Genomic DNA, 22,360 nt, shown 5'->3' with positions numbered 1-22,360 from the left:
GGCGGGGCCGCCGCTCCTCGCGGTCAGCCCTGCTCTCGATGCGGAGGTCGTTTCCTACTCCTCGTACAGGCTGACCACCTCACTCAGCTGCGCATGGGCCGCCGCCGGCGGGTTGTGGCGCTCGGCGCAGGCCAAGACACGTTTGAAGATTTCCATCAGTCACTTCCTTGCTTGCTTCGGAAACATGGAGAGGTTGCCGGTCGGCCCGTGCTGTAGCACGGGCCGGGGCCGGCCTACTCATTTGGTCTGCGCTTCGCTGGCCTTGGCCTGCAGGGCGCGGATCTGCCACATCAGCGTGGCCTGCAGCGGTTTGGGCAGATCGGCGGGTTTGATCCAGGCCCAGCCCTGGCTGAGGTCGCGCACCATGAAGCACTCGATCTCCACCGGAGTGCCGATGTCCATCCACGGCGGGAAGTAGCCGTGGTGCAGCTCGATGCTGAGTTCCAGCGCCGGAAGACGCCAGGTGTGCTCGTTGATGCTCGGGCCGTCGCCCACCGGGCCGGGGCGGTAACCCCACTTCTTCGCCAGGCCGGCCAGTTGCTCCTGCGCCACCACCAGTCCGGGCGGGGCGAGCAACTGCTCGTCCTTGAACAGCTCGGCCGGCGGCAGCTCGGCGCAGGCGCCCAGCTGGTCGACCATCGGCTCCATCTCGTAGTCGGCGAAATAGGCCTGCCAGGCCTCCAGCTCGCTCGCCTCGGCGGTGGCCGGGTGCCACAGGCTGACACTGCAGCCCTCGGGCAGACCGAGCACCTCGTCTTCCACGTCCACCAGCGAGAAGTCCTCGGCGAGGCGGAAGCTGCTGCGCGCCAGCTCCGGCGCCTCCTCGGCGCGCCAGATCAGGCTGCGGCCAACGATGCGCAGCAGCGGGTGCTGGACGAACAGGCGCTGCCAGCGCGCCAGCGGCCAGCGCTTGCCGGTGACCAGCGCGGCGTACATGCGCGGCGCCTGCTGCTTGACCACGGTCTTCAGGTTGCTCGCCAGCCCCTTCAGCTTGGCGCTGGCGGCTTCCCACTCGGGCTTGAGTGCGACGTCCTTCACCGCCGGGATCGACTTGGCGGCCTTGCCCTTGTCGTTGACGACGCGCAGCGACAGGTCGCCCTGCAGCTCGACGCGGTAGGCGTTGGGACCGACGGTCAGCGTCAGCCCCTCGCCCAGGCCGAAGTCCGGGGTGAGTTCGTCGAACAGTTCGGGCACGCTCATCTGCCGGCGCCGGGCGGCGGCGCGCAGGGCCTGGCGGGCGCTGCTCACCACCATGTCCTTGAGCTTGCGCGACTCGGCGATCTCCTGCACGCGCAGCAGCGCATACAGGGTATCGACCTCGCCGAGCTGCTCGGTGGCGGCGGCGGCGCGCTGCAGGCGCGGCTTGTTCCAGGCGTTGATGGCGGCGACCAGTTGGTCCACCACCCGGTCGTCGGCGTTGCCCGGCAGCAGCTTCAGCGCCCAGCGGAGCTTGGGGTCGCCGTTGCTGGCGATCCAGACCTCAGCCAGCGCCAGCGCCAGGCGGGCGCGGTTCTCCGCCGCTATCGGGGCCATCAGCTTGTCGACCAGCGGCGGCAGGCCTTCCTCGGCGGTGGCGGCCAGGTGCAGCAGCACGCGGGCGGCGTGCTCGGACAGCGGCGCGCAGAGGGCCAGCAGTTCGGGACTGTCGTAGTGCTTCACGCTGGCGGCGATGCGCTTGACGGTGGCGGCCTGGGCTTCGACGGCGGCCAGCGCGGCGGCGGGGTCGGCGGCCGGCGCGGCCTCGCCCGAGGCGTTTTCGGTCGGACCGGCGGCGCCCTGCCCGAGATGTTGCAGCCGCTCCTCGACCATGCTGGCCGAGGCCGCATCGAGCTTGCCGCCGGCCAGCAACTCGGCCAGCAAGGGCGCGGCGGTCGGGTCGGGATGGGCGAGCAGAACGTCGCGGCAAGCCAGCAGCAGATTCTTCGGCGGCTTGCGCAGCCAACCGGCGGCGACCAGATCGGCAGGGACGAAGCGGGCGGCTATCCCGGTCAGCGCGTCGCGCAGCGCCTTGGAGCTGCTGCCCGCCACCACCTTGGTGAGCACCGGCAGCGTGGCTTTCAGGCTCGCGGCGTCGAGGGTCGGCAGCAGATAGACCAGCTCCTTGGTCGGCACCTGGGTCAGGTCGTCCGGGCGGCTGGCAACGAGGTGGCGGACGATGCGCCGGTAGCGGCTGGCCTCGCAGTCGTTCTCGCAGCGCGAGGCAATCGCCGGCAGCATCAGCGGCAGCAGCTCGGGGTACGGCTCGGTGCACACCTTCCAGGCGAGGTTGAAGCTGATGTCGTAGCGCCCCCACTCGCGCAGCTGCGCGACGAAGGGCTCGGCGTCCTCGCGCACCAGGCGGTCGAACACCGCGAAGGTGTATTCGCGCTCGGCCCGGTCGTGGTAGCTGAGACAGCTGAACAGCTGATCGGCCAGTTGTTGGCGTCGCTCGGCACTGGCCCCCGACCAGCGCAGCTCGATCAGGCCGGGGTCGCGGAAGGCGTTGTCGTCGTAGAGTTCGGGATGAAGGGCGAAGAATGCGTGCCACGGCGCCCAGCCGTGCGGTGCGGGTACGTCCTCGACCCGCTTGCGGTACACCTCCAGCACGTCCTTGCACAGGCGCCCGCCGCGCTCGGCCAGCGCGATCAGATCGGCCGCTTCGCCCAGCCCTCCGATGAAGGGATACCAGCCGGTGTTGTAGTCGCTGCCGACTTCCGCGCGCAGGGCGAGCGCCCACTCGATGTGCGCCAGGCAATCCTCGCGCGACATTTCCGGATACCACAGCAGGGGCAGGATACGCGCCAGCACCAGGCCTACACACTGGTGGCCCGGCAGCTGCTCGGCGCGGGCACGGGCCAGCCAGCCGTCGGCCAGAGCGCGCAGCTCAACGGCCAGTTCGGGGCTGCGCCGGGGGATCTCGCGAGAGCAGTGGTACAACTGGCCGCGTGGAATCGTCATGCGGGCGAAGGCCAGCCAGGTCTCGGTGCTCGCCAGCCAGGGCGCGTCGTCGTTGCTCAGGTGCGACAGGATGTTGAGGCAGCGCTCCTCGCAGGTGCGGAAGAATTCGGCCACTTCCGCGGTCCGGCCGTCCTGCACCCGCTCGGCGAGGATGCGGGCGAAGGCCGCGCGCTCCAGCGTGTCGTCGATACGGCGATACAGCTCGGCCAGCGGCGCCTGGGCCGGGTCGAGTGCCGGCAGGTTGGCCCGGGCCTGGCGCTCGGCTTCCTCTTCGGCCTCGATTTCCGCCATGGTGCGGACCAGCAGGTCCACCAGTTGGTCTTCGTCGTTCACGTCGATTGCTTCTTTGCTCATAAACACTCCTTGTGTCGATCAATGAGCGGCCGGTGATGGCGCTTATTCCGAAGTTGTCAGGTTGCTCTCGTCGCCGCCTGACAGCACGTCAAGTAACGGAAAAGCGGCGGGAGACGGCTGGAAGATGGGGGAGTGAGAGAAAGGCAGGCGCAGAGCGCACCCTGGGGGTTCTGGAGTTGCGGCCCTCGCATGCGTCCCTGCCTGAGGCTCTGGTTGGAGAGGCTGCATTTTGCAATTGCCGCCGGGCGATTGGCAGGCTCCAGACTGTGCGCTGGTGCACAACTCGTTGCGCTTACCTCCCGGAGGGCATCGAAATCCATAGGGAACTCGCTCTCCACCAGCCGCGGGCTGTCGTCCCAGGCAACCCGGTGCGCCGGCGGGCAATCAGAAGGACCTATCGAGAGTCGCCCTCCTCCAGCTCGGTGGTGATGCCCCAGCGCCGGAACTCCGGCTCGAACGCGTCCAGCTCCAACAGGCCGATGCAGGCAAAGGCACCGCTGGCAGGCGGACCGCTGGCGGCCATCCGCAACGCCAGCAGCACCGCCGCCATGCAGGGGATTTCCGGGCCGTTGCCGTCCGGTGCGGTCAGATGCCAGGTGACATAGCCCGGCGAGCCATCCGGGCGCCGGCCGCTGACCCGGACCATCATCCCGCCGCGGTCGCCGCCGAAACGGTCGAGATAGCGGCGTGTGAAGACTTCCAGCCGGGGCGCATAGCACTCCAGCGGCAAGCCGACGCCCAGCCGACGAAGCCCCGCCAGCCCCCACAGGACGAGATGCTGGACACGCAACTCCAGAGCGGCACGAAACTCGATGGTCTTGACCGTGGGGTAGCGCTGCGCGAACAGCGCGAGGTCGGGAATGTCGCAGGCCGCGCCCCAGCGCGTGCCCAGCCCGGCGAAGCGGATGGCGCGCAGATCATGCCAGCCATAGACCGTCCGCCAGGCGCCGTTGCGCAGACGCGGAAACGGCTTGCCGGCGTAGCTGAGCACCGCGCGCATGGTCGCCACGCCCCGCGGCGCCTGCTGGCCTGGCGCAATCGCCACGCTGATGCCGTCGATACTCGCAAACTGCTCGGCCAGGCGGTCCACCACCGCGGACGACAACGCCGGCACCGTGCTCGCCCCGGAAATGAGGCATACCCCGTCCGTTTCGGCCCTGGTGGCCATGGCCGCGGGAAAATCGGCAACGAAGTCACGACCATCGGCGATATCGATGTAGTGCACGCCCGCTGCGCAGCAGGCCTCGGCCACCCGATAGCCCTGCTGCTGGAAAGGCCCGGCGCAATGGATCAGCAGGTCGACCCCGAGGTCCAGCAACTGCCGCGGAAAATCGGCCGCGTCCATATCCAGCCGCACCAGCCGTACCGGGCTGTCAGCGAACGGCGTGTCGGCAGGCAGGCTCCGCGAGCCGGCCAAGACCTCCATACCTGGCTCCAACGCCAGCCGTTTACAGATCCGGGCACCGAAGTTGCCGAGACCGCCCAGCACGAGTACGCGCATTGATCATCCTTGAGTCAATTGCCATCACAGGAGCGGCCACGCGAGCGGCCTCTCCCATCACACCGCCGGTCCTGCAACCACCACCCAGTCCAACTCCTCGTTACCCGGCGGAACACTTGCCAACGATCCAGAACGGTGACAAGCCCCCGAGTGACTCTGGAGAGCCCGGCTTACGCCAGGCTCTTGCTCACCACCTCGAACACATCGCTGGACAGCTCGCCGCTGGCCAGGATGCGCTCCAGCTCGGAGCGCATCAGCGCCTGGCGGGCGCTGTCGAACTTGCGCCAGCGGGTCAGCGGGGTCAGCAGGCGGGAAGCGATCTGCGGGTTGAGGGCATTGAGGGCGATGATCTGGTCGGCGAGGAAACGATAGCCGGCGCCGTCGAGGCGGTGGAAGTTGACGTGGTTCTGGTTGGCGAAGGCGCCGATCAGCGCACGCACCTTGTTGGGGTTCTTCAGAGTGAAGGCCGGGTGGTGCATCAGCGCCTCGACCCGCTCCAGGCCGCCCGGCAGCGGGCTGCCGGCCTGCACGCTGAACCACTGGTCCATCACCAGGGCATCGTCCTTGAAGTAGTCGGCGAACTTGGCCAGCGCGCCGGCCTTCTCCGACTCGAACGGCGAGTTGACCAGCACGGCCAGTGCGGACAGGCGCTCGGTCATGTTGTCGGTGTGCTGGAACTGGTCCTCGCAGACGTCCACCACCTCGTCGCTGGCGGCCAGCATCAGGTAGGACAGGGCGATGTTCTGCAGGCTGCGCCGGGCGATCTGCGTGGCGTCGGCGGCGTAGGGCGTCGTGCGCGAGGCCTCGCGGCAGGCCTGGTAGCGCGCCCACAGCAGGTCGAACAGCTCGCGGGAGATCTCCTGGCGGGCGAACTCGCGGGCGGCGTGGATGGCATCGACGTCGGCCACCTCGCTGAGTTCGGCCAGGTAGGCCTCGGCCGGCAGCGAGAGCATCTCGGCGACCATCGCCGCATCCAGGCTTTCATCGGCCAGCACGCTGCGCAGCGCGGTGATCAGGCGGGCATCGAGGCTCAGCGCCTCGTCGCGCTGGTGCTGGTCGACCAGCTCCTGCAGCACCTGCACGGCGAGCTGCTGGCCGGCTTCCCAGCGGTTGAAGCCGTCGGAGTCATGCTGCATGAGGAACATCAGCTGATCGCGGCTGTAGGGGAAGCTCAGCTTGACCGGCGCGGAGAAGCCGCGCAGCAGCGAGGGCAGCGGCTTGTGGGCGACATCGGCGAAGGTGAAGCGCTGCTCGACCTCGTTCACCGCCAACACGCGGGAGGTGCCGTCCGCCGCGGCCTCGCCGGCCAGGCGCAGCGGCAGCTCGTTGCCGTGGGCGTCCAGCAGGCCCATGGCCACCGGGATGACGAAGGGTTGCTTGTGCTCCTGACCCGGGGTCGGCGGGCAGCTCTGGCGGAAGGTCAGGCTGTAGGTGTGGGCGACCGGATCGTAGGCCTCCTCCACCACCAGGCGCGGGGTACCGGACTGGGTGTACCAGCGCTTGAACTGGGTCAGATCGACGCCGCTGGCGTCCTCCATGGCCTTGATGAAGTCGTCGCAGGTCACCGCCTGGCCATCGTGACGGTCGAAGTACAGATCGCTGCCATTGCGGAAGGCCTCGGCGCCGAGCAGGGTGTGGATCATGCGCAGCACTTCCGCGCCCTTCTCGTAGATGGTCAGGGTGTAGAAGTTGGAGATCTCCATGTAGGCGTCCGGGCGCACCGGGTGGGCCATCGGGCCGGCGTCCTCGGCGAACTGCTGGGTGCGCAGGAAGGCAACGTCTTCGATGCGCTTGACCGTGCGCGAGTTCATGTCGGCCGAGAACTCGGCGTCGCGGAACACGGTGAAGCCTTCTTTCAGGGACAGCTGGAACCAGTCGCGGCAGGTGACGCGGTTGCCCGACCAGTTGTGGAAGTACTCGTGGGCGACCACCGCCTCGACGCGCTGGTGGGCGGCGTCGGTGGCGGTTTCCGGGTGGGCCAGCACGCAGCTGGAGTTGAAGATGTTGAGGCCCTTGTTCTCCATGGCCCCCATGTTGAAGTCGTTGACCGCGACGATCATGAAGATGTCCAGGTCGTACTCGCGACCGTACACCTCCTCGTCCCATTTCATCGACTTCTTCAGGCTGTCCATGCCGTGCTGCAGCTTGCCGATGTTCTCCGGCTCGACGTAGATGCGCAGGGCGACGTCGCGGCCGCTCATGGTCTTGAAGCTGTCCTCGATGCACCACAGGTCGCCCGCGACCAGGGCGAACAGGTAGGCCGGCTTCATGAACGGGTCCTGCCAGGTCGCCCAGTGGCGGCCTTCCTCTTCGTGGCCGCTGGCGATCAGGTTGCCGTTGGAGAGCAGCACCGGGTAGTCCTTCTGCAGCGCACTGAGCGTGGTGGTGAACTTGCTCATCACGTCCGGGCGGTCGAGGTAGAAGGTGATCTTGCGAAAGCCCTCCGCCTCGCACTGGGTGCAGAACATGCCGCTGGACTTGTACAGGCCCTCCAGCGCGGTGTTGCTTTCCGGGTGGATACGCACGCTGCTGTCGATGACGAACTCGTCACGGCTCGGCTGCAGGGTCAGGTGGCTGTCGCCGAGCTGGTAGTCGCCCTCGCCCAGCGGCACGTCGTCCACCGCCAGCGACAGCAGCTCGAGCTGCTGGCCGTCCAGCACCAGCGGCGGCAAGCCGCTGCCGGCCGCCGGGTTGCGGCGCATGACCAGTTGCGCATGGACCAGGGTGTGGTCCTCGAACAGCTCGAAGGTCAGGTGGGTCTCGTCGATCAGGTAGTCGGGGGCCCGATAATCCTTGAGATAGACAGTCTTCGGTTGTTCGCTGCGCATATCTGGCTTCCTTAGAGTTGCTGCACGGCCAGCTGGTAGGCCGTGTACTTGCGAATGTTGATCACGCCGGTATCGAAGATCAGGTACTGGCCCTTGATGCCCTGCAGTGTGCCCTCGACCAGCGGGTTCTTGTCCAGATCGAAACTGACGATCTTGGCCGGATAGGCCGCGACCGGATAGCGCATCTCCACTACCTCGGCATCCGCCAGCGGCTGGATCGCCTGCAGGCCGAAGCGCTGCTGCAGCGCCTCGAGGCCCTCGGCACAAGTATCGAACAGTTGCTCGCGCACTGCCGGCAGATCGACCGGTGTGGCGTCGCCCTTGAGCAGCGCGCGCCAGTTGGTGCGGTCGGCCACCTGGCTGCGCAGCAGGTCTTCGACCAGGCCGGACTGCAGGCGGGTGGCCACGCGCAGGATCGGCAGCGCCTGGCTGGCGCCCTGGTCGAGCCAGCGGGTGGGCAGCTGGGTGGCGCGGGTGATGCCGACCTTCACGCCCGATGAGTTGGCCAGGTAGACCACGTGGTCGGTCATGCAGAACTGCTCACCCCAGCTCGGCTCGCGGCAGGTGCCGGCATCGTAGTGGCACTTCTCCGGGCTCATGATGCAGCTGTCGCACTGCGCCAGCTTGGTCATGCACGGATAGCAGTAGCCCTGGGCGTAGCTCTTCTTGGTGCGCCGCCCGCAGTGGCTGCAATGGATGGCGCCGAGGAACTCCAGGCGCAGGGTCTTGCCTATCAGCGGGTTGACCGCCACCTCGGCGTCACCCAGGCGCAGGCTGTACTGCACCGGGGCCCCCAGGCGCACCGCCATCTTGGTCAACGCGCCACGTCCGAGTTCGCTCATCAGTGCAGGGTATCCGAGGACTTGAACAGGATGTTCGGCACTTCGAAGGACTTGGAGGTGCACTCCTGCGGGCCCATGTAGCCGGTGCGTTGCTCTTCCGGCAGATTCTGGATCTCCCAGGCGATCATCGCCTGCAGGGTCAGTTCCTTCTGCTCCTGGGTGAGCTTGCGTCCGTCCGGCCACTTGCCGATCTCCACGGCGAGCTTGAGGCTCTGGTAGATCTCGGGGGTGATGTTTTCGATCATTTCGGCAAAGGACGCCATGGCGTGTCTCCCAGGAAGAAAGTTTGATTTTAGCGCCGCCGACGCGCCAGCAGGCCGCCGAGCACGCCGGTGACGCAGCCGATCAGCAGGCCGCCGACGTGGGCGGCGTTGGCGATCTCGCCAAAGCCCAGCGCGCCGATCAGCCCGCTCAGGCAGACCACCAGCCAGATCAGCATCATGCCGACCACTCCGGGCGGCAGACGGAAATGCCCATTGGGCGCCAGCCGCTGGAACAGCCAGCAGTGGCCGAGCAGACCGTAGAGCACACCGGACAGGCCGCCGAAGATCGCCGGCCCGCCGAACACGAACTGCACCAGGTTGGACACCAGGCTGAACAGCAGGGTCAGCGCCAGCAGCATCAGACTGCCCTGGCGCCCCTCGATGCGCCGGCCCAGCTCCCAGAACCACAGGCTGTTCATCGCCAGGTGCAGCACGCCGAAATGCACCAGCATGGGGCTGAACGGCCGCCACCACTGGCCGGCGGCCAGGCTGTCGGCCAGCGGCAGGAAGTAGGCGTAGTCGCCCTCGACGCGAAAGTCGGTGAAGGTCAGCCAGCTGATCAGTTGCAGGTTGTCGCCGAACCAGCTGGCCAGCGCGACGGCGAAGGTGGCCAGCAGCACCAGCGCGGTCACCGGCAGCGCGAGCAGCCTGGCCAGCACGGCGTGTCCGGTCGAGCCCGCGGGAGCTGCCGGCAGTCGATCGCTGCCGGCGATGCCGGCCGGGTATTGGGCATACAGCTCGCGCACGCGCTGGGCGAGCGTCTCGTCCGGCACCCAGAGCACCTGCTCGCCGGACTCCTCGCTGACCCGGTGCGGCACGCCGAGGCGCTGCAACAGCGCGACGAAGGCACCGAGGTCGTCATTCAGGGGCAGGCGCAGGGCCGCCACCGGACTCACGAGTCGGCCTCCTGGCGCTTGACCTCGACCCAGAAGAACTTGTCGGGGTCCATACGGGTTTCCTGATCCAGCCGGTAGGCCACCAGCTTGCCGCGGCGCACCGCGCTGTAGTCGAGGCAGGCCAGGTTGGGGCGCAGCGGCGCCGGCGTGCCGTTGCACCAGTAGTGTCCGACGAACAGCATCGGCTCGTCCTCGCCGTAGCGCAGCAGCGCGGCCTTCTGCGCGTTGCTCAGCGGCAGGTTGGCCACCTCCTCGGGCAGCGCGTCGGGCTGGAAGACGATGTCGCCGTAGGTCTGCGGATCGCTCTCCCAGAACTTGGTACGGAATACCGAGCGGATGAAGCCGTCGTGGCTGGTCAGGGTCACGCCACGCGGCAGCGGCATGTCGAGGCCGCGCAACAAGCGCTGCATGCAGTGGGCGGCGAAACTGTCGGGATCGCCGGCCTGCTGGACGAAGGCGCGGTCGATGCGGCCGTCCGGGTGATCACGGCGCAGTTGCTGGATCGCCTCGGCATCCCAGCAGGCATGCACCAGGCGGAAGCGTTCGGCGTCGACGAACAGCGGCAGCTTGTGGAACCAGGCGAGGAAGTCATGCCAGTCGCCCGGATAGTCCTCGAACTGCGCCAGGGTTTCGCGAATCAGCCGTTCGTGACGCGGGTTGTGCTCGCGGGCAAACTCGCGGCCGCTGCCCGGCAGTGCCGGCGTGGTCCAGCCGAGGGCATACCATTCGTGGTTGCCCATCAGGCACAGCGCCTCGCCGGCCTCGACCATGTCGTGAACCAGGTGCAGTGCCTCGCGGATGTGCGGGCCACGGTCGAGGATGTCGCCGAGGAACAGCGCCATGCGCTGCGGATGACGCCAGACGCCCCCTTGACGACGATAGCCGAGGCCGGACAGCAGGCGCTCGAGGGCACGCGCACAGCCATGCACGTCGCCAATCAGGTCGTAGCTGCGCGTCGGGTCAAGCAGCACTAGTCGTGCCCTCCGAGGCGACTGCCCCAACCCAGCTTGGTCCGGCAGACTTCGTAGTAGTTGTGGTCGAGCGGATGGATCAGCTTCAGCTTCTGCGCCTTCTTGCGAATGGTCAGGGTATCGCCGGGGGCGCAGGTGAAGTGGTTCTGCCCGTCGCAGGAAACCAGCGGATAGATTTGCATGTCCGAGGCCACCACCACCTTCAGCTCGCTGTTGCCGTCGACCACGATCGGCCGGCTGGACAGGGTGTGCGGATACATTGGCACGATGACGAGGGCATCCAGCTTGGGATGCATGATCGGCCCGCCGGCCGACAACGAATAGGCGGTGGAGCCGGTGGGGGTGGCGACGATCAGGCCGTCGGCCTTCTGGCTGCAGACGAACTGGCCGTCGATGAACAGCTCGAACTCGATCATCCGCGTCGACTTGCCCGGGTGCAGCACCACATCGTTGAGGGCATCGCTCTGGCCGATCGACTCCTCGCCGCGGCGTACCAGCGCCTCGAGCAGGAAACGGCTCTCCAGCAGGTAGCGGCCTTCCAGCACCTCGCTGACCTTGGTCTCCAGCTCGTCGGGACGGATGTCGGTGAGAAAGCCCAGACTGCCGCGGTTGATGCCCAGCACCGGAGTGCCGTGGCGGGCCATGGCGCGCGCCGCGCCGAGCAGGCTGCCGTCGCCGCCGACCACGATGACCAGATCGCAGATCTCGCCCATCAGCTTGCGCGTGCAGGTCTGCATGCCGTGGCCGGGCAGCACCTCGGCGATGCTCTCCTCGAGAATCACGTGCAGGTGCCGCTCCACCAGAAAGCGCTTCAGACGACGAATGGTGTCCAGCACCTGCGAGCTGCCCAGGCGCCCGATGATGCCGATATTGCGAAAATGCTCCATGGAAACCCTGCCGGCTGCAGACTGCGGGAGGTCGATTATGGGGGAAGCGTGCAGCGCCCGGCAAACCGCGACACTCACGGCGGCCAGCGGCTATGCTGGCCGACATGACGCTCTTCCCGAACCTCGCCCTGCTGCCCCGCCAGCTGCGCCATCCCGCCGTGCGCGATCTGGCCTGGACCCTGTGCAGCTCGCCGCTGCTGGGTAGCCTGGACGGCCTGCAACCGCGCCATCCGCTGCGCGCCAGTGGCTGGGCGACCCGTCCCGAACAGCTGGCGGACTGGCTGCAGGCCCTCGACTGCGATCCCCAGCCGCTGCTCGCGCAGCTGCCGGCGGTCTCCGGCAATCGCCTGGGACGCTACTACGAGGAGCTGTGGCAGTTCGCCCTGCGCCAGGCGCCGGACATCCGCCTGCTGGCGGCCAACCTGGCGGTGCGCGACCATGGCCGCACCCTCGGCGAGATGGACCTGCTGCTGGAGGACCGCGAAGGCCTGCAGCACATCGAGCTGGCGGTGAAGTTCTACCTCGGCCCGTCCGACAGCGACGGCCGGGGCGCCCGCGACTGGCTCGGTCCGGGCCGTCTGGATCGCCTCGACCTCAAGCTGGAGCACCTGCTGCAGCACCAGCTGCCGCTCTCCGCCCGCCCCGAGGCGCGCGCCCTGGTCGAGCCGCTCAGCTCCCGGCCGCTGCAGGCCAGCCTGTGGCTCGCTGGCTACCTGTTCTATCCCTGGCCGTCACCCTGCAGCGCCCCGACCGGCGCCAGCCCGCAGCACTTGCGCGGCCACTGGGTGCAGCGCCGCGACTGGCCCGCCTGGCGGGAGGCCAGCGGCCACCGCTGGCAGCCACTGCCACGCCTGCGCTGGCTGGCGCCGGCGGGCTACCCTGCCGAGGAGTTATGGTCCGATGCGCAGCTGGAGAAATGGCTGGGCGCCCTGCCGGAGGACGCCGCGCCACGCATGCTGGTGGGCCTGAAGGAAGAAGCCGACGGCTTCTGGCAGGAACGGGAGCGGATCTTTCTGGTCAACGATCACTGGCCGCTGCCGGCCAGGATCAGCAGCACGCGCTGAGCCAAGGATCGGCCTAGAACAGCCCGGCCAGCTCGCGCAGACGCGCGTCCAGCGCCCGCCGTCCCTGCAGGCCACCACTGTGTACCGCGACGATGCGGCTACCGCGAGCGATCTCGCCGCCCTGCAGTGCCTCCTGCAGCGCCAGCAGCAGCTTGCCGGTATACAGTGGCTCGAGAGGCACGCCGGTTTCGCGCTCGAAGTCGAGGATGAACCTGGCCAGCGTGGCATCCAGGCGAGCGAAGCCGCCACGACTGGCATCCCGCAGCTGGTAGCCACTCCCCGGTGAGGCACCGGCCTCGGCGAGCAGCCGCTCCACCGTCGCCGCCACGCCGTGATCGGCCGGCACCGCCAGGGTGCCGACCACCGGATGGCGACCCCCTTCGCCCATCACCAGCCCGGCCAGGGTCGTGCCGCTGCCGGCAGCAACCCACAGCTGCTGGTAGTCGGGCCAGCCCAGTGCGGCCAGCCCCTCCTCGATCATCCCCACCAGGTTCGCACAGGAGCGCGCCGCCGGCAGACTCATGCCGCCTTCGGCCACCGGCAGATAGCCCGGATAACGCGCCAGCCAGGGCGTCCAGAAGTCCGCCTGGTGACGGGCACGATAGCCGGCATAACCGAGCCAGTGCAGCTGCATGCCGAAGGCGCGCAGATCGCGGACGGTAGGGGTATCCAGCTCATGGCCACGCAGCAGGCCGACGGTGGCCACGCCGAAACGGGTGCCGGCAGCCGCCAGGGCATGCAGATGATTGGAGTGGGCGCCACCCAGGCTGATCACGCCAGGCGCAGCGAGGCGCCGGGCCTCGGCCAGATGCGGTGCCAGCTTGTACCACTTGTTGCCACTGATCAGCGGATCGATCCGCTCCAGACGCAGCAGCGCCAGCTCCACGCCGGCGCGCTGCAGCCAGCCACAGCGCACCGCCTGCAGCATAGGCGCGGGAGGCCAATCCACAGGCAGTGTCACTGACCGAGCGTGCGCTGCCGGGCACTGCTGCGATGGCGCGCACAGCAGTCCGACTCGCCACTGACAAAGCGGCTGGGCGAGTCGACCCGGTCGATCGGCATACTGCAGCGATTGCCGCTGGGCAGCTGGGCGATGCAGCTCGGCTGCTGGTAGTGAGCCAGCCACTGACCATACTGCGCCTCACTGACGAAACATTTGGCCGCGGCATAGGCCTGCGGATTACGCTGGTAGGCGCCCATGTCCTGCAGAGGAATGGTCAGGTGCCCGGCGCCTGGGTGGTAGGCGACGAACACCACCCCCTGCCCTGCCAGGCGCTCGAGAATCTGCTCGCCGCCTTCGCGCGCCAGGCGGTCGCGCTCCGCGGCCAGTTGGCTGAGTTCGGCACGCAATTGCGCCTCATGGCGGGCCTGGCTGGCGAGCTGGGCATCCTGACGGGCCAGGCGCTCCTGGCTCTCGAGCAGCGCCGCATTGATCCGCGCCTGGGCCTCCTGCTCGAACTGCGCCCGCAAGCCATCAAGCTCGCTGCGTCCGTCCTGAGCCAAGGCCTGCAATTGGCGATCCATGTTTTCGCGTGCCCGCTGGAAACTCTCGGCCTGGGCCGTCAGCCGCGCCTTGAGCGCATCGTTGCGCTGGGCCTGCTCGGCCAAGGTCCGCTCCAGGGTCGCCAGTCGCGCCTGCAGGGCCTGCTCGCGCTGCTCGCCCTGCAGGCGCAGACGGGCCAGTTCCTCCTCATGCTGCTGGCTCAGGCTGCTGATGCGCAGGCGCTGCTGCTTGATCATCTGGGCGGCCTTGAGGCGCTGCTCCTGCTCGGTCTTTTCGGTCTTGCGCGCCGCCTCTTGCGAGCGGATCAACTCGAGGTCGTCGGGCTGCATGTACCACTTGTGTTCGGAGGCCATATGCAGCTTGGCCGGCTCGACCGCCTGGGCCGTCTCGTCCTCGATCAGCACGCCGAGGTTGTTGCGCTTGGCGGCGTCGCGGATCAGCAACAGGTCGTTCTGTGCCGGCGACAGGCTCGGATCCCACAGGTGCATCTGGTGCCAGGACACCGCGCACTGACTGCGGCAGGACAGGCGAATCGGTCCGGAGCCGAGGTCGGGACCGCTGCCGGCACGCTCGGCCAGATGGCGCAGGGGGATGTTCCAGCCGCGGTCGGCTTCCCCCTTGACGCCGAAATCGATGTAGAAGAACACCGCCGCCTTGACCAGCAAACGCGGGTTGATCAACACGAAGGCAGCGCGCACCTGTTGATCGGCGAACTCGGGCAGGTTGACCACCCCATCGAGCAGGGCCTCGAACTCCGGGTAGAGCATTTCCTTGCAGATGCCGCGTTCATTGAAGAACATCACGGACTCCACCATCTGTGGCTTTTTCTGCAGGCTCATCGACTTCCCTCGCACAGGCACTCAGATCCCGCACGGGGCGGGAGCGAACAATTTCTCCGTGGCCTGGCGCACCAATATGCATGGCACCGACCTTTATGGCCGAAAGTCTAGGAGAAAAGCACCGCCGGGCAATGTGAAGGGGTTGGCAGGCTACCGTCCGGCTCGTCGGCCGGACCACTCGTCGCTCGCGAACTGTGACACGGTAGCCCCAGCGCCAGACACGTCCATCAACAAAACCCACGCATGCCCATGGGCAAGGCCCTGCCACGCTCTGGCGCTGGGGCCGATATCTTTGCGCACGGCTCCGCCAGCACTCGACGACAGGCGTGGCGAGCGGGCGGCTAGCGACAGAGGGGGGTACAGCGACGCGGGGTTACAGCTCGGTGGCGTCATCCGCAGGTTCTGGCAGGTCGCGTTCGGCGGCCTGCAGCTCCAGCAGCTCTTCCTGATAATCATCCATAACGGTCTCTCTTCTTGTCTGATGGTGTGCTCGATGATTCGACTACGAGTATCAGGCTAGAGATCGCGGATGACGAAAAAATGAATGTTGCAGAAAGTAAAAAGCCCTCTGGCATGACTGCCAGAGGGCTTTTCGTATATGGCGCAGCGGACGGGACTCGAACCCGCGACCCCCGGCGTGACAGGCCGGTATTCTAACCGACTGAACTACCGCTGCGCGTCGGTTGGACTTGCGTCCGGTACAACTTTACAACCCTTCTGATCGCCGACTGCTTGATTCGTCGATCTCGCACCTGCCCGAGAAGCAGATGCGGAAAATATGGCGCAGCGGACGGGACTCGAACCCGCGACCCCCGGCGTGACAGGCCGGTATTCTAACCGACTGAACTACCGCTGCGCGTCGGCCGGACTTGCGTCCGATACATCTATTCATTGCAAGGTTGGTGGGTGATGACGGGATCGAACCGCCGACCCTCTGCTTGTAAGGCAGATGCTCTCCCAGCTGAGCTAATCACCCTTTCACGTTGCAACGGGGGCGAACTTTACGCATGCATCGACGCTAAGTCAACAGCCCGTAAGGATTTTTTTCATTTCCCGGGTTTCCTGTCCGCCCCCGCCCCGCAGCTCCGTTACAGTGCCGCCAGCCCCAGGGCCAGGTCGGTCTTGAGGTCGTCGAACTCCTCGAGACCGACGGCGAGGCGGATCAGGCTGTCGCTGATGCCGGCCTGGGCACGGGCTTCCGGCGACAGGCGCCCGTGGGTGGTGGTCGCCGGATGGGTGATGGTGGTCTTGGTGTCACCGAGGTTGGCGGTGATCGAGATCATCCGCGTGGCGTCGATGACCCGCCAGGCCGCTTCCTTGCCGCCCTTGACCTCGAAGCCGAGCACGGCGCCGAAGCCCTTCTGCTGACGCTTGGCCAGCGCGTGCTGCGGATGGCTGGGCAGGCCGGCGTAGTAGACGCGCTCGACTCCCGGCTGCTGTTCCAGCCACTCGGCCAGCCCCTGGGCATTGGCACAGTGGGCGCGCATGCGCAGGCGCAGGGTTTCCAGCCCCTTGAGGAACACCCAGGCGTTGAACGGACTGAGGGTGGGTCCTGCGGTGCGCAGGAAGCCGACCACTTCGCTCATCTGCGCGCTGCGCCCGGCCACCACGCCGCCCAGGCAACGCCCCTGACCGTCGATGTACTTGGTCGCCGAGTGGATGACGATGTCGGCGCCCAGAGCCAGCGGCTGCTGCAGTGCCGGGGTGCAGAAGCAGTTGTCCACCGCCAGCAACGCGCCGTTGGCGTGGGCGACGGCGGCCAGCTCGGCGATGTCCACCAACTCGGCCAGCGGATTGGACGGCGATTCGATGAAGAACAGCTTGGTGTTGGGCTTGCAGGCGGCCTGCCAGCCGGCCGGATCGGCCAGCGGGACGTAGTCGACCTCGACGCCGAAGCGCTTGAAGTACTTCTCGAACAGGGTCACGGTGGCGCCGAATACGCTGCGCGAGACCAGCACGTGGTCGCCGGCACCGCACAGGCTCATCACCGCGGCCATGATGGCGGCCATGCCGGAAGCGGTGGCGACCGCCTGCTCGGCGCCTTCCAGCGCAGCGATGCGCTCCTCGAAGGTGCGTACGGTGGGGTTGGTGTAGCGGGAATAGACGTTGCCCGGCACCTCGCCGGCAAAGCGGGCAGCCGCATCGGCCGCACTGCGGAACACGTAGCTGGAGGTCAGGAACAATCCCTCGCCGTGCTCGCCTTCGGGGCTGCGATGCTGCCCGGCGCGCACCGCCAGGGTATCGAAACCCACGCCATCCAGATCACTGTCGAGCCTTCCGGCCTGCCATTCTTGCGCCATTTTCAGCCTCTCCTCAGCGCAGCAGCGCAGCAGGGATCGGCCTCGGGCTCAGACTGTCTGCAGCTGCCGCCAGTTTGGCGCACAGGCAGCGCCCGGCTCGCTGCCGGGCGCTGTCGCGCGTCACTCAGTTGTTGTGCAGATCGATGATGTCGTTGGACACGCCCTGCCCGGCCTTGGCCAGGTCGTTGCGCGCCTGCTCGATGCGATCCAGGTAGGCCTCGTTGACGTCACCGGTGACGTACTGGCCATCGAACACCGCGCTGTCGAACTGGTCGATCTTGATCTTGCCGCCGCCAACCGCTTCCTTCAGATCGTCGAGATCCTGGTAGACCAGCCAGTCGGTGCCGATCAGCTCGGCCACTTCTTCGGTGCTGCGACCATGGGCGATCAGCTCGTGGGCGCTCGGCATGTCGATGCCGTAGACGTTCGGGTAGCGTACCGCCGGCGCCGCGGAGCAGAAGTAGACATTCTTCGCGCCCGCCTCGCGAGCCATCTGGATGATCTGCTTGCAGGTGGTGCCGCGCACGATGGAGTCGTCCACCAGCATCACGTTCTTGCCGCGGAACTCCAGGTCGATGGCGTTGAGCTTCTGGCGCACCGACTTCTTGCGCGCCGCCTGGCCCGGCATGATGAAGGTGCGGCCGATGTAGCGGTTCTTGACGAAGCCTTCGCGGAACTTCACGCCCAGCTTGTTGGCCAGCTCCAGCGCGGAGGTGCGGCTGGTGTCGGGAATCGGGATGACCACGTCGATGTCGTGGTCGGGACGCTCGCGGAGGATCTTCTCGGCCAGCTTCTCGCCCATGCGCAGACGCGCCTTGTACACCGACACGCCGTCCATGATCGAGTCCGGACGCGCCAGGTAGACGTGCTCGAAGATGCACGGCGACAGCTGCGGGTTCTCTGCACACTGGCGGGTCTGCAACTGGCCTTCGGGGGTGATGTACACCGCCTCGCCCGGCGCCAGGTCGCGGATCAGGGTGAAGCCGAGCACGTCCAGCGCCACGCTTTCCGAGGCGATCATGTACTCGACGCCCTCGTCGGTGTGACGCTGGCCGAACACGATCGGCCGGATGCCGTGGGGATCGCGGAAGCCAACGATGCCGTAGCCGGTAACCATCGCCACCACTGCATAGCCGCCGCGGCAGCGCTGATGCACGCCGGAGACCGCGGCGAAGATGTCGTCGGCGGTCGGCTGCAGCTTGCCGCGCACGGCCAGCTCGTGGGCGAACACGTTGAGCAGCACTTCCGAGTCGGAGTTGGTGTTGACGTGGCGCAGATCGGATTCGTAGATCTCGCGCGACAGCTGCTCGACGTTGGTCAGGTTGCCATTGTGCGCCAGGGTGATGCCGTAGGGCGAGTTGACGTAGAACGGCTGCGCCTCGGCCGAGCTGGAGCTGCCGGCGGTCGGATAGCGCACATGGCCGATGCCGATATTGCCGATCAGGCGCTGCATGTGCCGCGTGTGGAACACATCGCGCACCAGGCCGTTGTCCTTGCGCAGGAACAGGCGACTGCCATGGCTGGTCACGATGCCGGCAGCGTCCTGGCCGCGGTGCTGAAGAACCGTAAGGGCGTCGTAGAGCGCCTGGTTGACGTTCGACTTACCCACAATACCAACGATGCCACACATGTGACGCAACCCCTAGAAAGTCAGGCTAAAGCGGAAAGGCCACGCGACCCGGAAGGCCGCCGGCATTGGTCGACTGCTGGAAGAACCCGAGAACCAGATTCTTCGACCAGTCGGCAATCATCAGAAAATCGGGCAGCAGCACCGACTGTTGCCACCAGGGATCCTGCTGCACCGGTGCCAGGCTGAGCAGCCCCACCCCGATCACCACCAGCAGGGCGCCGCGGGCCAGACCGAAGACCATGCCCAGCAAACGATCGGTGCCGGTCAGCCCGGTGGCCTGCACCAGCGCACCGAGCAGGTGGGTCAGCAGCGCGCCGACCATCAGGGTCAGCACGAACAGGATTGCGCAGGCCGCGATCACCCGTGCCGACGGCAGCTCGATGTAGGGCGCGAGATAACCGGCCAGCGCCCCGCCATACAACCAGGCCACCGCGCCGGCAACGACCCAGACCAGCAGCGACAGGGCTTCCTTGACGAATCCGCGGGTCAGGCTGACCAGCCCGGAAACGGCGATCAGCACAATGATGGACCAGTCGACCCAGGTGAATGCCACAATGCTGCTCACTGCCGAAAAGCGGAAATAGAGCGCGAATTCTAACAGAGCCCAGCCCTGCGAGTCAGCCGCGATTGCGCTCAGCGACGCTCGGGCTGGAAGCGCACGACGATCGGGCTGAGTTTGTGCTGGCGGGCGACCTGCTCACGCACCCGGTCGGCATCGGCGCGCTCGAGCAGCGGGCCGACGAACACCCGGTGCATGCCGTCCACCGTACGCACATAGGCGTCGAGCCTCTGGCTGCGCAGCTTGCGCTGCAGCTCCTCGGCGCGCGCACGATTGGACAGGCTGGCCAGCTGCACCGTCCAACTGACCGGCACACCATCGGCATCCAGGCGACTCGGCGCCTGCGATTCGACTGGAGCGACAGTCTGCTGCGGCACCGACTGGGCTGCCGCTACCGGCTCGACCGGCGGGCTGGGCGGTGGCTCATCGGACACCGTCGGAGTGGGCTCAGCCTGCGGCTCGGGCACCAGCACCGGCTCCGGCGTCGCCACCGTCACCTGCGGCGCTGGCGGCATGGGCGGCGCATCGACACGTACCCGGCGCTGCTCGTCCTCGCGATTGAACAGCATCGGCAGGAACACCACCCCCAGTGCGACCAGTACGGCAGCCCCGACCATCCGCTGCTTGAGTCTTCGATCCAGCAAAGCCATCGACTGCTTCTCCCTTATCCCTGGAATGGTCTACGCACCACGGGCAGGCTGATCGATCTGCTCCAGCCAGTGCAAGGCCTCGGCCACAGTGTAGAACGAGCCGAACACCAGAATCTCGTCAGCTTCGCTCGCCTGCCCCGCCAGCGCATCCAGCGCCGCGGCTACCGACGACCAGCCACTCGCACTGGCCCCCCGCGCCTGCAGGGCAGCCTGCAACTCCTCGGTGCTGCGACTGCGCGGGGTCGGCAGAGGCGCCACCGCCCACTGCGCCACCACGCCGAGCAACGGCTCGATCACGCCCGGCAGATCCTTGTCGCCCAGCAAGCCGAATACCGCCAACCGCCGCCCACGCGGCGGACGCTCGGCCAGCCGCCGGGCCAGGTACTGCGCGGCATGCGGGTTGTGACCGACATCCAGGAGCAGGTTCAGTGTACGGCCCTGCCAGGATCGCTGGCGACGATCCAGCCGCCCGGCGATGCGAGTCCGCTGCAGCGCCGCGACCAACGCCGGAGCCTGCCAGGGCAAACCGAGCAGGACGAAGGCCTGCAAGGCCAGCGCCGCGTTCTCCATCGGCAGGTCGAGCAGCGGTAGATCGGTGAACTCCAGCGGCTGACCGACGGCGTCCACGCCACGCCAGTGCCAGAGTTGCTCGCCAAAGGCCAGATCGAAATCGCGCCCGCGCAGGCGCAGCGGACAACCCAGCTGGCGTGCGCGCTCCAGCAGCACCGGCGGCGGATCGAGATCGCCGCACAGCACCGGCTTGCCGGCGCGGAAGATCCCGGCCTTTTCCACCGCCACGCTGTCGCGACTGTCGCCCAGCCACTCGACGTGATCGACGCCGATGCTGGTCACCACCGCCAGGTCGGCATCCACCAGGTTGACCGCATCGAGACGGCCGCCAAGGCCGACCTCGAGCACCACGGCATCCAGCGCCGCGCGCTCGAACAGCCAGAAGGCCGCCAGGGTGCCCATCTCGAAATAGGTCAGCGACGTTTCGCCCCGCGCTGCCTCGACCGCGGCAAAGGCCTCGCACAGGGCGACGTCGCTGGCCTCGCCGTCCGGCAGCTGCACCCGCTCGTTGTAGCGCAGCAGATGCGGCGAACTGTACACACCGACACGCAGCCCGCTGGCACGCAGCAGGCTGGCGAGGAAGGCGCAGGTCGAGCCCTTGCCGTTGGTGCCGGTGACGGTGATCACTCGCGGCGCCGGTCGGCCGAGACCGAGGCGCTCAAGCACCAGACGGGCACGCTCCAGGCCCATGTCGATCGACACGGGATGCAGCTGCTCGAGGTAGCTCAGCCAGTCGGCGAGGCTGCGAGTCATGCGCTGAGCGGTTCGACGGCCAGGGCAGCGGCCGGCGTCGCCTGGTGAGTCAGCTGGGCCAGCAGGCGCGCCAGGCGCGGACGCAGCTCGGCACGATGGATGATCATGTCGATGGCGCCGTGCGCGAGGAGGAACTCGCTGCGCTGGAAGCCTTCCGGCAGCTTCTCGCGTACGGTCTGCTCGATCACCCGCGGGCCGGCGAAGCCGATCAGCGCCTTCGGCTCGGCGACATTGACGTCACCGAGCATGGCCAGACTGGCCGACACGCCGCCATACACCGGATCGGTCAGCACGGAAACGTAGGGAATCCCCTCTTCGCGCAGACGGGCGATCACCGCCGAGGTCTTGGCCATCTGCATCAGGGAGATCAGCGCTTCCTGCATGCGCGCGCCGCCGGAGGCGGAGAAGCAGATCAGCGGGCAGCGCTTTTCCAGGGCGACGTTGGCCGCGCGTACGAAGCGCTCACCGACGATGGCGCCCATGGAGCCACCCATGAAGGAGAACTCGAAGGCACAGGCGACCACCGCCAGGCCCTGCAGGGTACCGCTCATGGCGATCAGCGCATCCTTCTCGCCGGTGTCCTTCTGCGCCGCGGTCAGACGGTCCTTGTACTTCTTGCTGTCACGGAACTTGAGGCGATCCACCGGCTCCAGATCGGCAGCGATTTCCTCGCGACCTTCGGCATCGAGGAAGAAGTCCAGGCGCGTGCGCGCGTTGATGCGCATGTGGTGATCGCACTTGGGGCAGACATCCAGGGTCTTTTCCAGCTCGGGACGGTACAGCACCGTGTCGCAGGACGGGCACTTGTGCCAGAGCCCCTCGGGCACCGTACTTTTCTTCACCTCGGAACGCATGATCGAGGGGATCAGTTTGTCTACCAGCCAGTTGCTCATGCAGTGTTCTCCGTAGGCCCGGACTGGCGCGCAACAGGTGCGCCGCGCAGTTCCCAGAGCAGATTCACGATTGGGCCGCAGTCCGGTGCGACTCGCCCGACAGACTTCGCTGCCGGCAC

17 protein-coding genes and 3 tRNA genes are annotated in these 22,360 nt (G+C 67.4%); 1 reads left to right on the top strand and 19 read right to left on the bottom strand.

All coding sequences use genetic code 11. The features are described 5' to 3' along the window. Window positions 1–237: 237 nt before the first annotated feature. The 8 genes from BMZ19_RS08900 to BMZ19_RS08865 all read right to left on the bottom strand — a co-directional run bounded on the left by BMZ19_RS08900 (window position 238) and on the right by BMZ19_RS08865 (window position 11,479). Complete coding sequence (locus tag BMZ19_RS08900; RefSeq protein ID WP_212633209.1) at window positions 238–3,291, bottom strand: DUF4132 domain-containing protein; 3,054 nt, start codon at window positions 3,289–3,291, stop codon at window positions 238–240. A 394-nt stretch (window positions 3,292–3,685) separates the two neighbouring features. Further along, on the bottom strand, window positions 3,686–4,792 hold the full coding sequence (locus tag BMZ19_RS08895; RefSeq protein WP_090310022.1) for a saccharopine dehydrogenase family protein: 1,107 nt from the start codon (window positions 4,790–4,792) through the stop codon (window positions 3,686–3,688). Between the two features lie 170 nt (window positions 4,793–4,962). Next, the gene (pepN, locus tag BMZ19_RS08890; RefSeq protein ID WP_090310018.1) at window positions 4,963–7,620 is read right to left on the bottom strand and encodes an aminopeptidase N; all 2,658 of its coding nucleotides are present in this window, start codon (window positions 7,618–7,620) and stop codon (window positions 4,963–4,965) included. A gap of 11 nt (window positions 7,621–7,631) precedes the next feature. Next, window positions 7,632–8,462, bottom strand: coding sequence for a DUF2797 domain-containing protein (locus tag BMZ19_RS08885; RefSeq protein WP_090310015.1), 831 nt, complete (start codon window positions 8,460–8,462; stop codon window positions 7,632–7,634). Then, a complete protein-coding gene (locus BMZ19_RS08880) occupies window positions 8,462–8,725 on the bottom strand; it encodes a YeaC family protein (RefSeq protein WP_090310012.1) in 264 nt (87 codons plus the stop codon). Before BMZ19_RS08880 ends, BMZ19_RS08885 begins: the two co-directional genes overlap by 1 nt. Before the next feature lie 29 nt (window positions 8,726–8,754). Continuing rightward, window positions 8,755–9,621: a rhomboid family intramembrane serine protease gene (locus BMZ19_RS08875; RefSeq protein WP_090310009.1), complete on the bottom strand. Its 867-nt coding sequence runs from the start codon at window positions 9,619–9,621 to the stop codon at window positions 8,755–8,757. Next, window positions 9,618–10,589: a metallophosphoesterase gene (locus BMZ19_RS08870; protein ID WP_090310420.1), complete on the bottom strand. Its 972-nt coding sequence runs from the start codon at window positions 10,587–10,589 to the stop codon at window positions 9,618–9,620. The genes BMZ19_RS08875 and BMZ19_RS08870 overlap by 4 nt, the downstream gene beginning before the upstream one ends. A gap of 2 nt (window positions 10,590–10,591) precedes the next feature. Next, the gene (locus BMZ19_RS08865) at window positions 10,592–11,479 is read right to left on the bottom strand and encodes an NAD(+) kinase (protein WP_090310006.1); all 888 of its coding nucleotides are present in this window, start codon (window positions 11,477–11,479) and stop codon (window positions 10,592–10,594) included. A gap of 104 nt (window positions 11,480–11,583) precedes the next feature. Here BMZ19_RS08865 and BMZ19_RS08860 point away from each other — a divergent pair, with 104 nt between their 5' ends. Continuing rightward, window positions 11,584–12,543 (top strand): DUF1853 family protein, encoded by a 960-nt coding sequence (locus tag BMZ19_RS08860; protein ID WP_090310418.1) that lies wholly within the window; start codon window positions 11,584–11,586, stop codon window positions 12,541–12,543. Between the two features lie 13 nt (window positions 12,544–12,556). Here the strand turns inward: BMZ19_RS08860 and BMZ19_RS08855 are convergent, their stop codons facing one another. The 11 genes from BMZ19_RS08855 to accD form a co-directional block, all read right to left on the bottom strand. After that, window positions 12,557–13,471 carry a 1-aminocyclopropane-1-carboxylate deaminase/D-cysteine desulfhydrase gene (locus tag BMZ19_RS08855; RefSeq protein WP_090310003.1) on the bottom strand — a complete coding sequence of 305 codons (915 nt, stop codon included), beginning with the start codon at window positions 13,469–13,471 and terminating at the stop codon, window positions 12,557–12,559. Between the two features lie 29 nt (window positions 13,472–13,500). Beyond that, on the bottom strand, window positions 13,501–14,886 hold the full coding sequence (locus tag BMZ19_RS08850; RefSeq protein ID WP_090310000.1) for a chromosome partitioning protein ParA: 1,386 nt from the start codon (window positions 14,884–14,886) through the stop codon (window positions 13,501–13,503). Window positions 14,887–15,485: 599 nt separating this feature from the next. Further along, a tRNA-Asp gene (locus BMZ19_RS08845) sits at window positions 15,486–15,562 on the bottom strand. Window positions 15,563–15,665: 103 nt separating this feature from the next. Next, window positions 15,666–15,742, bottom strand: a tRNA-Asp gene (locus tag BMZ19_RS08840). A 44-nt stretch (window positions 15,743–15,786) separates the two neighbouring features. Next, window positions 15,787–15,862 (bottom strand) — tRNA-Val (locus BMZ19_RS08835). 112 nt (window positions 15,863–15,974) lie between these two features. Then, window positions 15,975–17,186: an O-succinylhomoserine sulfhydrylase gene (locus BMZ19_RS08830; RefSeq protein WP_090309997.1), complete on the bottom strand. Its 1,212-nt coding sequence runs from the start codon at window positions 17,184–17,186 to the stop codon at window positions 15,975–15,977. A 124-nt stretch (window positions 17,187–17,310) separates the two neighbouring features. After that, window positions 17,311–18,816: an amidophosphoribosyltransferase gene (gene purF / locus BMZ19_RS08825; RefSeq protein WP_090309993.1), complete on the bottom strand. Its 1,506-nt coding sequence runs from the start codon at window positions 18,814–18,816 to the stop codon at window positions 17,311–17,313. A 25-nt stretch (window positions 18,817–18,841) separates the two neighbouring features. Continuing rightward, window positions 18,842–19,369 carry a CvpA family protein gene (locus tag BMZ19_RS08820; RefSeq protein ID WP_090309991.1) on the bottom strand — a complete coding sequence of 176 codons (528 nt, stop codon included), beginning with the start codon at window positions 19,367–19,369 and terminating at the stop codon, window positions 18,842–18,844. An 80-nt stretch (window positions 19,370–19,449) separates the two neighbouring features. Beyond that, window positions 19,450–20,025 (bottom strand): SPOR domain-containing protein, encoded by a 576-nt coding sequence (locus BMZ19_RS08815; RefSeq protein ID WP_090309988.1) that lies wholly within the window; start codon window positions 20,023–20,025, stop codon window positions 19,450–19,452. A 30-nt stretch (window positions 20,026–20,055) separates the two neighbouring features. Beyond that, window positions 20,056–21,348 (bottom strand): bifunctional tetrahydrofolate synthase/dihydrofolate synthase, encoded by a 1,293-nt coding sequence (folC, locus tag BMZ19_RS08810; RefSeq protein WP_090309986.1) that lies wholly within the window; start codon window positions 21,346–21,348, stop codon window positions 20,056–20,058. Beyond that, window positions 21,345–22,241: an acetyl-CoA carboxylase, carboxyltransferase subunit beta gene (gene accD, locus BMZ19_RS08805; protein ID WP_090309983.1), complete on the bottom strand. Its 897-nt coding sequence runs from the start codon at window positions 22,239–22,241 to the stop codon at window positions 21,345–21,347. Before accD ends, folC begins: the two co-directional genes overlap by 4 nt. Window positions 22,242–22,360: the final 119 nt, after the last annotated feature.

Origin of the sequence: Pseudomonas linyingensis (genome assembly GCF_900109175.1) — a bacterium.
GTDB classification, from domain to species: domain Bacteria; phylum Pseudomonadota; class Gammaproteobacteria; order Pseudomonadales; family Pseudomonadaceae; genus Geopseudomonas; species Geopseudomonas linyingensis.
The sequence above is the reverse complement of the archived record's forward strand: the minus strand, read 5'-3'. Positions and strand labels throughout refer to the sequence as shown.